General features: G+C 71.1%; 11 protein-coding genes. 8 read left to right on the forward strand and 3 right to left on the reverse strand.

Annotation, left to right across the window (positions count from 1 at the left end):
• Positions 1 to 444 (reverse strand): ATP-binding protein, encoded by a 444-nt coding sequence (locus ACZ63I_RS07885; protein ID WP_469336439.1) that lies wholly within the window; start codon positions 442 to 444, stop codon positions 1 to 3.
• Between the two features lie 70 nt (positions 445 to 514).
• On the reverse strand, positions 515 to 1,186 hold the full coding sequence (locus ACZ63I_RS07890) for a TetR/AcrR family transcriptional regulator (protein ID WP_469336441.1): 672 nt from the start codon (positions 1,184 to 1,186) through the stop codon (positions 515 to 517).
• 114 nt (positions 1,187 to 1,300) lie between these two features.
• On the opposite strand from ACZ63I_RS07890, the gene ACZ63I_RS07895 reads away from it, so the two are divergent.
• The 3 genes from ACZ63I_RS07895 to ACZ63I_RS07905 all read left to right on the forward strand — a co-directional run bounded on the left by ACZ63I_RS07895 (position 1,301) and on the right by ACZ63I_RS07905 (position 5,788).
• Complete coding sequence (locus tag ACZ63I_RS07895; RefSeq protein WP_469336443.1) at positions 1,301 to 2,359, forward strand: aldo/keto reductase; 1,059 nt, start codon at positions 1,301 to 1,303, stop codon at positions 2,357 to 2,359.
• A gap of 165 nt (positions 2,360 to 2,524) precedes the next feature.
• Positions 2,525 to 4,969, forward strand: a complete 2,445-nt coding sequence (locus ACZ63I_RS07900; protein WP_469336445.1) for a beta-L-arabinofuranosidase domain-containing protein — start codon at positions 2,525 to 2,527, stop codon at positions 4,967 to 4,969.
• An 81-nt stretch (positions 4,970 to 5,050) separates the two neighbouring features.
• On the forward strand, positions 5,051 to 5,788 hold the full coding sequence (locus ACZ63I_RS07905) for a TetR/AcrR family transcriptional regulator (protein WP_469336447.1): 738 nt from the start codon (positions 5,051 to 5,053) through the stop codon (positions 5,786 to 5,788).
• Here the strand turns inward: ACZ63I_RS07905 and ACZ63I_RS07910 are convergent.
• Positions 5,781 to 6,527 (reverse strand): SDR family oxidoreductase, encoded by a 747-nt coding sequence (locus tag ACZ63I_RS07910; RefSeq protein ID WP_469336448.1) that lies wholly within the window; start codon positions 6,525 to 6,527, stop codon positions 5,781 to 5,783. The genes ACZ63I_RS07905 and ACZ63I_RS07910 overlap by 8 nt on opposite strands.
• Positions 6,528 to 6,960: 433 nt before the next feature.
• On the opposite strand from ACZ63I_RS07910, the gene ACZ63I_RS07915 reads away from it, so the two are divergent.
• From ACZ63I_RS07915 to ACZ63I_RS07935, 5 genes are all read left to right on the forward strand, one after another.
• A complete protein-coding gene (locus tag ACZ63I_RS07915) occupies positions 6,961 to 9,069 on the forward strand; it encodes a discoidin domain-containing protein (RefSeq protein WP_469337042.1) in 2,109 nt (702 codons plus the stop codon).
• A gap of 135 nt (positions 9,070 to 9,204) precedes the next feature.
• Positions 9,205 to 9,690, forward strand: coding sequence for an NUDIX hydrolase (locus tag ACZ63I_RS07920; RefSeq protein WP_469336449.1), 486 nt, complete (start codon positions 9,205 to 9,207; stop codon positions 9,688 to 9,690).
• Between the two features lie 41 nt (positions 9,691 to 9,731).
• Entirely contained in the window at positions 9,732 to 10,490 is a 759-nt protein-coding gene (locus tag ACZ63I_RS07925) for a glycoside hydrolase family 75 protein (RefSeq protein ID WP_469336451.1), read from the forward strand.
• A gap of 282 nt (positions 10,491 to 10,772) precedes the next feature.
• Positions 10,773 to 11,099, forward strand: coding sequence for a YciI family protein (locus tag ACZ63I_RS07930; protein WP_469336452.1), 327 nt, complete (start codon positions 10,773 to 10,775; stop codon positions 11,097 to 11,099).
• Complete coding sequence (locus tag ACZ63I_RS07935) at positions 11,096 to 12,388, forward strand: RNA polymerase sigma factor (RefSeq protein WP_469336454.1); 1,293 nt, start codon at positions 11,096 to 11,098, stop codon at positions 12,386 to 12,388. The genes ACZ63I_RS07930 and ACZ63I_RS07935 overlap by 4 nt, the downstream gene beginning before the upstream one ends.
• Positions 12,389 to 12,512 lie beyond the last annotated feature (124 nt).

The raw sequence follows: 12,512 nt of genomic DNA on the forward strand, positions 1-12,512 counted from the left end.
TCAGCAGTCCGACAGGACCGCCTGCACGGTCTTGCCCGTACCGGGGCCGCGCAGCACCACGAACTGGTGGGAGAGCGCGCAGACGAGTGCGATGCCGCGGCCGCTCTCGGCCGACGCGTTGTCCGAGTCCACGGACCGGGCGGGTTCCGCCACGCGCAGCACCGGCCGGGCCGGGTTGTTGTCATGCACCTCTACGGTGACCTGGCCGTGCCCCACGCTCAGCCGGAGCTGGCAGTTTCCCCTGCCGTAGCGGGTGGCGTTGGTGACGAGTTCGGAGACGACGAGCTTGGCGTCGTCCATCTGATCGGCGGATATCGGCTCGCCGCAGCCGTGGTCGAGGTAGGCGGCGGTCAGATGCCGCGCCCACCGGGCCGAGGTGTCCGATCTCGGCAGAAGATACGTCGCACGTGCGGCACGCCCTGGGGCGCGTCTGTGCGCACGCATGCGGACCACTCCCTTCCGTCAGTGACCCGGCGTCCGCCCCGGGTGGGGCGGCGGCGGCCGAGGGCCTCCGCTACAGCCGGTCACTCCTTTCGAGTGCCCGGCTGTCATGATCACCAATCACCGCGGCACCGGTCCCGCACCCCTTACCGCCCGCCGTGGCCGCGTCGACCAGCAGGGTCGCCAGCTCGCGCGCGTCGGCGAAGGGCCGCGGGTCGTTCAGCGAGAGGGCGAGCGACGTGGCGCCCTCGAAGAGGACGGCGAGCCGGCCGCCGAGCTGCTGCGGGTCCGCGGCGCCCGCTTCGGCGGCGGTCTCCGTCAGACGCCGGGCGAACTCCCGTTTGTGCGCGCCGACCAGGGTCCGGACGGCGGATCCGGTGTCGGCGAACTCGACCGCCGCGTTGTGGAAGGCGCAGCCGCGCAGCGCCGTGCCCGCCGGCGGGTCGCGGAAGAGCGCGAGCAGCCGGTCGCGGGCAGCCAGGTCCGTACGGTCGAGGACCTGCTCACGGCCGGCGGTGCCCGGTGCGCCGACCCGCGCCAGATAGGCGGCCACGAGGGCTTCCTTGCCGGGGAAGTGCTGGTAGAACGTGCGCCGCGAGACATGCGCGGCCGAGGTGAGCTGCGCCATCCCCGTGGCGTTGACGCCCTGGTCGTAGAAGAGCCTCTCCGCCGTCGTCAGAATCCGCTCGCGCGCCCCCCGGCCGCCGCGCGGCTCTCGTTCCGGCGCCTGCGCTGTCGTCTCCACACCCTCAAGCATACCGATCGTTTTACTTGGCCGCGGGTGCGGTGTAGCGTCCCAGAGGTAGAACAATCGGTTTACTTCGATTTCCGGCCGCCGCCGCACACGAGGAGTCCCGCCATGCAGTACACGACCTTCGGCCGCGCCAGCGGACTACGGGTGTCCGAGTACGCCCTGGGTGCGGGGAACTTCGGCACCCGGTGGGGTACGGGAGCGGAGCCCGCCGAGGCGCGCAAGATCTTCGACCGGTTCGCCGACGCGGGCGGCACCTTCATCGACACGGCCGAGAGCTACCAGTTCGGCGAGTCCGAGGAGATCCTGGCCGATCTGATCGCCGCCGAGCGCGACCGCTTCACCCTCGCCACCAAGTTCGCCAACGGGGTCACCCCGCAGGCCGGGGTGCAGGCGACCGGTAACAGCCGCAAGAACATGGTGCGGGCGGTCGAGGCCAGCCTGCGGCGGCTCAGGACCGATTACATCGACCTGTTCTGGGTGCACTTCCCCGACCCGGTCACCCCGATGGAGGAGATCCTGCGCGGTCTCGACGACCTGGTCGGCGCCGGGAAGATCCACTACGCGGGGCTCTCCAACTTCCCCGCCTGGCGCGTCTCGCGCGCCGTGGCCCTGGCCGAGCTGCGCGGCTGGGCGCCGGTCAGCGCCGTGCAGTTCGAGTACAGCCTGGTGGAGCGCGGCGCCGACCGCGAGCTGCTGCCGATGGCCGAGGCGCTGGGGCTCGGCGCCGCGCTGTGGTCGCCGCTCGGCGGCGGCCTGCTGACCGGCAAGTACCGCGACAGCGACGAGGGGCGGCAGCAGACCGTGCTCAAGCGGCTGCTGCACACGGAGGACGGCGGCCGCAAGACGGCGGCGGTCGACGCCGTCCTCGCCGTGGCGGCCGAGATCGGCGCGCCGCCGGCGCAGGTGGCGATGGCCTGGCTGCGCGAGCGGGCGGCCCGCGCGACCACCGCCCAGGTGCCGATCATCGGCCCGCGCACCGTCAAGCAGCTCGACGACTATCTGGCCGCGCTCGACGTGCCGCTCAGCGCCGAGCAGTACGGGCGGCTGACGGCGGCCGGGGCGATCGCGCTCGGCCAGCCGCACGAGCAGATCGAGGCACAGCGGGCCGTGGTGCTCGGCGGGGACGCGGACCGGTTCCGTACCCGCGCGGTCCCGGTGGCCTGACCTCGGCCCCCTCCCCGGCCGCACTCCTCACGCGCGCCCCCGAAGAGCCCTCGCTTTTGTCATGGACCTGGACAAGGCGAGGGCCGCGTGCTGTCATGCCAGCGGAGTTATTTGCAACGTTGTACAGACGGTCGGGCAACGCACGAAGGACGGGAGTCCCCGGTCATGATCGACAGACGACGCTTCCTGCACGCCGGCGCCCTCACACTCGGCGGGGCGGGCGTCCTCGGACACTTCGCCGCACCCGCCTCGGCCACGGCGCCGACCGCGGCGGCGCAGGCCGCGCCGGCCGGCGGCTGGTACACGCCGAACGCGGCCCCGCTGGCCCCCGCCGCCTTCCAGAAGCTGCCGCTCGGCAGTGTCACGGCGCGCGGCTGGCTGGCAGGACAGCTCAGGCAGCTCCTCGGCGGCCTGTTCGGCCGGTACGCCGAGGTCTCCCACTTCCTCCAGTTCGACGAGTCGGGCTGGGTCCACCCGGAGAAGGCCGGCTGGGAGGAAGTCACGTACTGGCTGCGGGGATACGTCGGACTCGGCGCCCTCACCGGCGACCAGGCCGCCATCGACGCCGCGGGGCGCTGGATCGACGCGATCATCGCGACCCAGCAGCCGGACGGCTTCTTCGGCCCCACCCGACTGCGTACCGCGCTGAACGGCGGGCCCGACTTCTGGCCGTACCTCCCGCTGCTCCAGGCCCTGCGCTCGCACGAGGAGTTCACCGGCGACACCCGGATCATCCCCTTCCTGCTCCCGTTCCTGCGCTTCATGAACGCGCAGGGGCCGGGTGCCTTCAACTCGAGCTGGGTGTCGAAGCGCTGGGGCGACGGACTCGACGTGGTCTTCTGGGTCTACAACCGCACCGGCGAGTCGTTCCTCCTCGACCTGGCCGACTCGATGCACACCCACGGCGCGAACTGGGTCGACAACTTCCCCGACCTGCACAACGTCAACATCGCGCAGGGCTTCCGCGAACCCGCCCAGTACGCCCTGCGCTCGGGGTCGGCCGATCTCACCAACGCCACGTACCGCAACTACGCCAACGTGATGGGTACGTACGGGCAGTTCCCCGGCGGCGGCTTCGCCGGGGACGAGAACGCCAGGCCGGGGTTCGGCGATCCCCGGCAGGGTTTCGAGAGCTGCGGCATCGTCGAATTCATGGCCAGCCACGAGCTGTTGACCCGGATCACCGGCGATCCGGTGTGGGCCGACCGCTGCGAGGAACTGGCCTTCAACCTGCTGCCCGCCGCCACCGATCCGCAGGGCCGGGGCATTCACTACATCACAGCAGCGAACAGTGTCGATCTCGACAACACCCCGAAGACGAACGGCCAGTTCCAGAACGGCTTCGCCATGCAGTCGTTCCAGCCGGGCGTCGACCAGTACCGCTGCTGCCCGCACAACTACGGCATGGGATGGCCCTACTTCACCGAGGAGCTGTGGCTGGCGACCCCCGACCGCGGCCTGGCGGCCTCGCTGTACGCGGCGAGCGAGGTGCGCGCGAAGGTGGGTGACGGGACGGTCGTCACGATCACCGAGGACACCGACTATCCGTTCAAGGAGACGGTCACCCTCACGGTCACCACCCCGAAAGCGGTCGCCTTCCCGCTCCGTCTGCGCATCCCCGGCTGGTGCGCGAACCCCGAACTCACCGTGGCAGGCGCCCGGGTGAGCGCTCCCGCAGGACCGGCGTTCGTCAAGGTCGACCGCACCTGGCGCAGCGGCGACCAGGTCACCCTGCGGCTGCCGCAGCGCACCACCGTACGCACCTGGCAGCACAACCACGGCGCGGTGAGCGTGGACCACGGGCCGCTGAGCTACTCACTCAAGATCGGTGAGCGGTACGACCGCTACGCGGGCACGGCCGACTTCCCCCAGTACGCGGTACACGCCACCACCGCCTGGAACTACGCCCTGGCGCCCGACCCGCTGGGCGCTCTGCGCTTCACGGCCGACGAAGGGCCGCTCGCCGCGAACCCGTTCACGCAGGACGGCGCTCCCGTACGGATCACGGCGCAGGCCCGCAGGCTCGCCGAGTGGACCGCCGACGACCAGCATGTCGTCACCCCGCTCCAGGACAGCCCCGCGCGCAGCGCGGCGGCGCCCGAGGAGGTGACCCTGATCCCGATGGGCGCCGCCCGGCTGCGGATCACCGCCTTCCCGACGGCGACGCCCGACGGGCACGCGTGGGTGGCCGCACCCCCGTACCGGCGGATCCAGAACAAGCACAGCGGGAAGGTGCTCGCCGTGGACGGCATGTCGCTGGCCGACAGCGCGCGGGTGGTCCAGTTCACCAACTCCGGTACGGCCGACCACGCCTGGCAGTTGGCGGACGCGGGCGGGGGCTGGCTGCTGATCAGGAACGGCAACAGCGGGAAGGTGCTCGGTGTCGACCTGATGTCGACCGCCGACAGCGCGCGGGTGGTGCAGTTCGCCGACAACGGCACCGACGACCACCTGTGGCAGCGCGTCGACAAGGGCGACGGGTGGTTCCTCCTCCGCAACAAGCACAGCGGCAAGGTGCTGGGCGTGGACGGGATGTCGACGGCCGACAGCGCCCAGGTGGTGCAGTTCGCCGACAACGGGACCGACGACCATCTGTGGCAACTGCTCTGAGCCCGGTGCGCCCCGGCCGCCCGTAGCGGATGACACGCGCTCGCGCGAGCGGCGCTACGGGCAGGTTGGTAGCATCCGCCCATGAGCACGCGCGTACGGATTCTGGAGGTGGCGGCGGAGCTGCTGGCCAGGTCGCCCAGCGGCGACATCTCGACGCGCGCGGTCTGCGAGGCCGCCGGTATCGGGGCGCCCGTGCTCTACCGGCAGTTCGGTGACAAGGAAGGTCTGCTGTCGGCCGTCGTGGACCACGGTTTCGACCGGTATCTGGAGACCAAGCGGCGCCGGGAGCCGAGCACCGACCCGGTCGAGGATCTGCGCGAGGGCTGGAACGGCCATGTCGAATTCGCGTTGGCGAACCGGAATCTGTACCGGCTGATGAACTCCCCCGCGATGCGCGAGCCGCCCGCTTCGGCGCTGGAGTCCCACCGGATCCTGACCCGCGACCTGGAGCGGGCGGCGGCCCTGGGGAGGCTGCGGGTCTCCCCGGCCCTCGCGGCGCAGATGATCATGTCGGCCAATGTCGGTGTGTCGCTGATGCTGGTCTCGCGGCCCGCCACCTTCAGCGACGCCGGGATGTCCGTGCGGGTGCGGGACGCGGTGCACGCCTCGGTCCTGACGGACGACGCCGTGGCCGCCACCCAGGGCGCCCCCTCAAACGCCGGTACGCCCGCCGGCGCCGGTACGTCCGCGGCTGCGGCCCGCCTCGGTGCGCTGCTGCGGCAGTCACCGCCCGCCGAACTGAGCGCGGCCGAGGGCACGTTGCTCGCCGAGTGGCTGGACCGGCTGTCCGACGCGCGCCCGCGCGGCGGTGTCAGATGATCCCGCCGTTGGCCCGTACGAGCTGACCGTTGATCCAGCGCGAGGGGCCCGCGAGGAAGGAGATCACCTCCGCGATGTCCTCCGGGGTGCCGAGCCGCTCCAGCGGCGGCGCGGCCGCCAGTTCGGCGACGGCCTTCTCGTCCTTGCCGTCCAGGAACAGCGCGGTGGCGGTCGGACCAGGTGCCACGGTGTTGACGGTGATGTCCCTGCCGCGCAGTTCGCGCGCGAGAACCAGGGTCATCGCCTCCACGGCGCCCTTGGTCGCCGCGTACGCGGCGTAGCCGGGGAACGCCAGGCCGACGACGCTGCTGGAGAAGTTCAGGATCGCGCCGCCCGACCGCAGCCGGCGCGCGGCCTGCTGGTTGACGACGAAGGTGCCCCTGACGTTCGTCCGCAGCATCCGGTCCAGGTCGTCGAGGCCGAGGTCCACGAGCGGCTTCACGACCATCACCCCGGCCGCGTTCACCACCACGTCGACCCCGCCGAAGGTCTCCTCCGCCGTGTCGAAGAGGGCGGCGACGGCGTGCTCGTCCGCCACGTCCGCCCGTACGGCGACGGCCGCTCCGCCTGCGGCGGTGATGGCCTCGACCGTGGCCTGCGCCTCGGCCGTGTTCCCCGCGTAGTTGACGACGACGGCGAGTCCGTCCGCCGCCAGCCGCTCGGCGCTCTGCCTGCCGATACCGCGTGACCCGCCGGTGACGACGGCCACCCGGCGGCCGGCAGGGGTGTTCTCAGCCATGACGATACTCCGTTCCGGTCCTCGGGGCACGCTCACCGCCCCCCGATAGAGCAACGTTAACACCAATCAGTTAACGACGATACGACGGCCGCGCGGCAATGTTTCCTCATCGCGTCGCCGACGTCAGATTCTGAAACATCGTCACCTTGGACTCCGCACAAGTTGGGACAACTGCCTTTTCCTGGCGGTTACTTGTTGTGCACAACTGAACCGGACTCACTCGGTCCGTGCACAACTCTTGACGTGTACGAAACACGGGGGAACCATCACCATTACCCAGAGAGCGCTCTCCGAGTTCTTTCCCGCAGCGCCTTGCCCGTTGTCTGATGATTCAGGAGACATGCCCATGCATGCTGCTTCGCTCGGTCTCCCACGGTTCCGGAGACCCTCGCCCACGCGCAGGCGAGGAGTGGTCGCCGCGGTCGCGGCCTCCATGCTCGCCTCGCTGCTGCTCTTCATCCCCACCACAACGGCCAGCGCGGCGCCGACCCTGCTCTCCCAGGGCAAGCCGGTGACGGTCTCCAGCACGGAGAACGGCGGCACCCCCGCCGTCAACGCCGTCGACGGCAACAACGGCACCCGCTGGTCGAGCGCCGCGTCCGACCCGCAGTGGATCCAGATCGACCTGGGCTCCACCCAGGCGGTCACCCAGATCCAGCTCCGCTGGGAGACCGCGTACGCCAAGGCGTACAAGATCGAGTTCTCCACCAACGGTTCGAGCTGGACGCAGGCGTACTCCACCACCACGGGCCCCGGCGGCAACGAGACGCTCAACGTCACGGGCAACGCCCGCTACGTGAAGCTGACGGGCACCACCCGCGCCACCCAGTACGGCTACTCCCTCTGGGAGTTCCAGGTGTACGGCGGCACGGACGGCGGCTCGAACCCCGGCGGACCGATCCAGGGCGGTGGCGACCTCGGCCCCAACGTCAAGGTCTTCGACCCGTCGACGCCCAACATCCAGGGCACGCTGGACCAGATCTTCGCGCAGCAGGAGTCGGCCCAGTTCGGCACGGGCCGCTACGAACTGCTCTTCAAGCCGGGCACGTACAACAACCTCAACGCCCAGCTCGGCTTCTACACCTCGATCGCGGGTCTCGGCCTCAAGCCGGACGACACCAACATCAACGGTGACGTGACCGTGGACGCCGGCTGGTTCAACGGCAACGCGACCCAGAACTTCTGGCGCTCCGCCGAGAACCTGGCGCTCACCCCGGTGAACGGCACCGACCGCTGGGCCGTCGCCCAGGCCGCGCCGTTCCGCCGTATGCACATCAAGGGCGGGCTCAACCTGGCGCCCAACGGCTACGGCTGGGCCAGTGGCGGCTACATCGCCGACAGCAAGATCGACGGCAGCATCGGCAACTACTCGCAGCAGCAGTGGTACACGCGGGACAGCTCCATCGGCGGCTTCAGCAACGGCGTCTGGAACCAGGTGTTCTCGGGTGTCGAGGGCGCGCCTGCCCAGAGCTTCCCGAACCCGCCCTACACCACGCTGAACAACACCCCGACCTCGCGGGAGAAGCCGTTCCTCTACCTGGACGGCAACACCTACAAGGTCTTCGTTCCGGCCAAGCGCACCAACGCGCGCGGCGTCTCGTGGAACGGCACCCCGCAGGGTGACTCGATCGGTCTCGACCAGTTCTACGTCGTCAAGCCCGGCGCGACCGCGGCGACGATCAACGCGGCACTGGCCCAGGGCCTCAACCTGCTGTTCACCCCGGGCATCTACCACGTCGACCAGACGATCAACGTGACCCGGGCCAACACCGTGGTGCTCGGCCTCGGTTACGCGACGATCATCCCGGACAACGGGGTGAACGCGATGAAGGTCGCCGACGTCGACGGCGTCAAGCTGGCCGGTTTCCTGATCGACGCCGGTACGGTCAACTCGCAGGTGCTCCTCCAGGTCGGCCCCCAGGGCGCGTCGGCGAGCCACGCCGCGAACCCGACCACCGTCCAGGACGTGTTCGTCCGGATCGGTGGCGCGGGCGCCGCCAAGGCGACCACCAGCATGGAGATCAACAGCAACGACACGATCATCGACCACACCTGGATCTGGCGGGCCGACCACGGAGCCGGGGCGGGCTGGGAGTCCAACCGCGCCGACTACGGGCTCCATGTCAGCGGCGCCAATGTGCTGGCGACCGGGCTGTTCGTCGAACACTTCAACAAGTACGACGTCCGGTGGAGCGGCGAGAACGGCAAGACGATCTTCTTCCAGAACGAGAAGGCGTACGACGCTCCCAACCAGGCCGCGATCCAGAACGGCAACACCCAGGGATTCGCGGCCTACAAGGTCGACGACTCCGTCAACACCCACGAGGGCTGGGGGCTCGGCAGTTACTGCAACTACACCGCCGACCCGAACATCCGTCAGAACAGCGGGTTCGAGGCACCGGTCAAGCCCGGTGTGAAGTTCCACGACCTGCTGGTGGTCTCCCTCGGCGGGATGGGTCAGTACAACCACGTGATCAACAACACCGGGGCCGCCACGTCGGGCACCTCGACCGTCCCGTCCAACGTGGTCTCCTTCCCGTAACACCGCACAGCGCATACAGCACAGCGCACATCGCACCCGCGGGGCCCGGTCTCTCCATGAGGCCGGGCCCCGCCCCGTTCCCGGACGGCGCATCAGTTCGAGCGCGCGTTACCGACTTCGAACAGAATTGACGGCATGTCGGGCAAGCGAAGCGCGGGAATTCTGGTGTACCGGGTCACTGACGCCGGTGTCGAGGTGCTGCTCGGGCACATGGGCGGCCCGTTCTGGGCGCGCCGCGACACGGCGGCGTGGTCGATCCCCAAGGGGGAGTACGGCCCCGACGAGACGCCGGAGGCCGCGGCCCGCAGGGAGTTCCAGGAGGAGCTCAGCCTGGCGCCGCCCGAGGGCGACTGGACCGCGCTCGGCGAGTCCGTGCAGCGCGGCGGCAAGACCGTCACCATCTGGGCGGTCGAGGGCGACCTGGACCCGGCGGACGCGGTGCCGGGCACCTTCACCATGGAGTGGCCGCGCGGCTCCGGGCTCATACAGGAGTTTCCCGAGCTGGACCGGTTCGCGTGGTTCCCGGCGGCGGCGGCGGAGCCGCGGCTGGTGGCGGGACAGCGGGTGTTCCTCGAACGGCTGGGCCGGCGCATATCGGAGGGCCGCCGTCCGCCCCCGTAGAGCCGTCAGGGCCATGCCGTCCAGGAAAGGGCACCTTCCCCATGCGCTATCGCACCCACGTCGCCGCCGCCGGCACGGTACTGCTGGCAGCGGCGGTACTCCCCCAGCTCCCGCTGTCCGCCATCGCCCTCGCCGGGTCCGCGTCGCCCGCAGGACGCGGCGCGGCGGGGCCGCCGGCCGGGCGGGGCGCCGCGGGCCCGGCCTCAGCGCGGGAGGGCAGCGTTCCGGCGGCCGACCTGCTCGCCAAGGTCAAGGACTGCGCGCGGATCTCGAAGGGCCTGTACCGCACGGACGACAACGGCGCGGCGACGGTCCCGGTCTGCGGCGCCGAGGGCGCGGTGTTCTGGCAGGCCGACATGGACATCGACTGCGACGGCCAGGTGACCGCCCGCTGCAACAGCGCGACGGACCGGTGGTTCCAGAACTCGACCGCGTTCTCCCAGTCGGACGGCAAGCCGCTGAACTCGGAGAAGCTGCCGTACGTCGTGGTGCCGGCCCCTGGCGGCACCTGGGACTACACGGCGTCCGGCATCAAGGGCGGCGGGGTCGCCGCGGTCATCCACGACGACCGGGTGCAGTACGCGGTGGTCGGCGACACCGGGCCCGCCGGGATCATCGGCGAGGCGTCCTACGCGACGGCCGCGGCGATGGGCATCCCCGCGCACCCCGAACGGGGCGGGGTCCCGTCGGGCGTCACGTACATCCTCTTCACGGACTCCCGGGTCTCCCCCATCGAGGACCACGCCGCCGCCGTCCGGCTGGGCGACCGACTGGCGAAGAAGTTCGTCCGGGACAACTGACGCCGGAGGGGCGCGGGAAGCGCGCAGGAAGCGCGCCGGAAAAGGGGGCGGCCCCACCGGTGGAGGGGGGTTACCGGTGGGGCCGGCGAGCTCCGTCGGCGGGGGGGTGCCGCGAGCCCGGGTTCGAAGATGCGTGTGCCCCCTCCCCCACGGCGTATGCGCCGCGGATCGGGAAAAGTTTTCTCGCCGGACCTGTCGATCCGGCCGGGGGCGCGCGTCGTACCGGTGTGAGGCAATGGTGTCCACTCCCGGAGACCAGACCTCGGTACATCAGGAGGAACGATGAAGTATCTGCTGCTCATCTGTACGGACGAACCGTTCGAGGCGCCCCCGGAGGAGCTGGACGCCACGGCCTGGGTCGAGGAGATGGACGGCCGTGGCGTACGCCTCCAAGGGGAGCGCCTGGGGGGCCCCGAGGCCGCGACCACGGTCCGGGTGCGCGACGGCTCGCTGCTGCTCACGGACGGCCCCTTCGCCGACACGAAGGAGCAGATGGGGGGCTTCGACATCATCGACTGCGCCGATCTCGACGAGGCGGTCGAGATCGCGTCGAAGCACCCCATGGCGAAGTTCGGGATGATCGAGGTGCGGCCGTTCTGGACGGAGTGAACGAGGCGGTGGCGGCGGCCTACTCCGAGGAGTGGGGCCGCGTCGTCGCCTCCCTGATCCGGTTCACCGGCGACTGGGACCTGGCCGAGGAGTGCGCGCAGGACGCGTTCGCGCGGGCGCTGGAGCGCTGGCCGCGTGACGGGGTGCCGAGCCGCCCCGGCGCGTGGCTCACCACCACGGCCCGCAACCGCGCGCTCGACCGGCTGCGCAGGACGGCGACCGAGGCGGCGACGTTGCGGAAGGTGGCGCGGATGCCCGGCGCGAACGGCTCGCTCCCCGGCTCCCCCGCCGCGGACCCGGAGCCCGACCCCGACCCCGAGGTGACGGGCGACGGTGACGTACCGGACGACCGGCTGCGGCTGATCTTCACCTGCTGCCATCCGGCGCTGCCGGCCGAGGCGCGCGTGGCGCTGACGCTGCGGACGCTGGCCGGGCTGAGCACGGCCGAGATCGCCCGCGCGTTCCTGGTCTCCGAACCGGCGATGGCGCAGCGGCTGGTCCGGGCGAAGAACAAGATCCGCCGGGCCGGGATCCCGTTCCGGGTGCCGTCGGGTCCGGCGCTCGCCGGGCGGACGGCGGCGGTGCTCGCCGTGCTGTACCTGCTGTTCAACGAGGGGTACACGGCGTCGGCCGGCGCAGTGCCGGTACGGCGTGAGCTGACGGCCGAGGCGATCCGGCTGACCCGGGTGCTGGCGGGACTGCTGCCCGGGGAGAGCGAGGTGCGGGGGCTGCTGGCGCTGATGCTGCTGCACGACGCGCGGCGCGCTGCCCGGGTGGACGGGGAGGGCGCGCTGGTGCCGCTGGAGGCGCAGGACCGTACGGCGTGGGACAGGGACGGCATCGCCGAGGGTCTCGCCGTCCTGGACGAGGCCCTGCTGCGGCGCAGGCCGGGGCCCTACCAGGTGCAGGCCGCTGTCGCCGCCTGCCACGCATCCGCCGGCACCGCCGAGGAGACGGACTGGCCGCAGATCGCGCTGCTGTACCTCGAGTTGGCGCGGATGGCGCCGGGTCCCGTGGTGGAGCTGAACCGGGCGGCTGCCGTCGCCATGGCCGAAGGCCCCGCCCAAGGGCTCGCGTTGGTGGACGCGCTGCGGGAGTCCGGCGAACTGGCCGGATATTTCCCGCTGTTCGCGACCCGGGCCGATCTGCTGCGCAGGCTCGGCCGGTGGCGGGAGGCGGCCGCCGGCTACCGCGAGGCGCTGGCGCTCGCGCCGACGGACGCCGAGCGGCGCTACCTGAACCGGCGCGTCGGTGAGGTTTCCCTTCCCCGCGGAGTGAACACAGAGTGACCGGTTCCGGTACGCCGGAAGAGGGCCTGACGACGGTTGGCCACCGTCGGTGATCCCTGTGCAGTGACGTGTGTTCGCAGTTGTAACGACGTTCACGCGCAGGCCACGCCCGGTGTCAAGCATC

The sequence above is a fragment of the Streptomyces sp. NPDC087906 genome (genome assembly GCF_055584925.1).

What these genes read in the sequence shown, in the direction of transcription:
- ACZ63I_RS07930 (WP_469336452.1), top strand. Translation starts at nt 10,773, where the DNA reads ATGAAGTATCTGCTGCTCATCTGTACGGACGAACCGTTCGAGGCGCCC.
- ACZ63I_RS07905 (WP_469336447.1), top strand. Translation starts at nt 5,051, where the DNA reads ATGAGCACGCGCGTACGGATTCTGGAGGTGGCGGCGGAGCTGCTGGCC.
- ACZ63I_RS07920 (WP_469336449.1), top strand. Translation starts at nt 9,205, where the DNA reads ATGTCGGGCAAGCGAAGCGCGGGAATTCTGGTGTACCGGGTCACTGAC.
- ACZ63I_RS07895 (WP_469336443.1), top strand. Translation starts at nt 1,301, where the DNA reads ATGCAGTACACGACCTTCGGCCGCGCCAGCGGACTACGGGTGTCCGAG.
- ACZ63I_RS07910 (WP_469336448.1), bottom strand. Translation starts at nt 6,527, where the DNA reads ATGGCTGAGAACACCCCTGCCGGCCGCCGGGTGGCCGTCGTCACCGGC.
- ACZ63I_RS07900 (WP_469336445.1), top strand. Translation starts at nt 2,525, where the DNA reads ATGATCGACAGACGACGCTTCCTGCACGCCGGCGCCCTCACACTCGGC.
- ACZ63I_RS07915 (WP_469337042.1), top strand. Translation starts at nt 6,961, where the DNA reads ATGCTCGCCTCGCTGCTGCTCTTCATCCCCACCACAACGGCCAGCGCG.
- ACZ63I_RS07925 (WP_469336451.1), top strand. Translation starts at nt 9,732, where the DNA reads ATGCGCTATCGCACCCACGTCGCCGCCGCCGGCACGGTACTGCTGGCA.
- ACZ63I_RS07885 (WP_469336439.1), bottom strand. Translation starts at nt 444, where the DNA reads ATGCGTGCGCACAGACGCGCCCCAGGGCGTGCCGCACGTGCGACGTAT.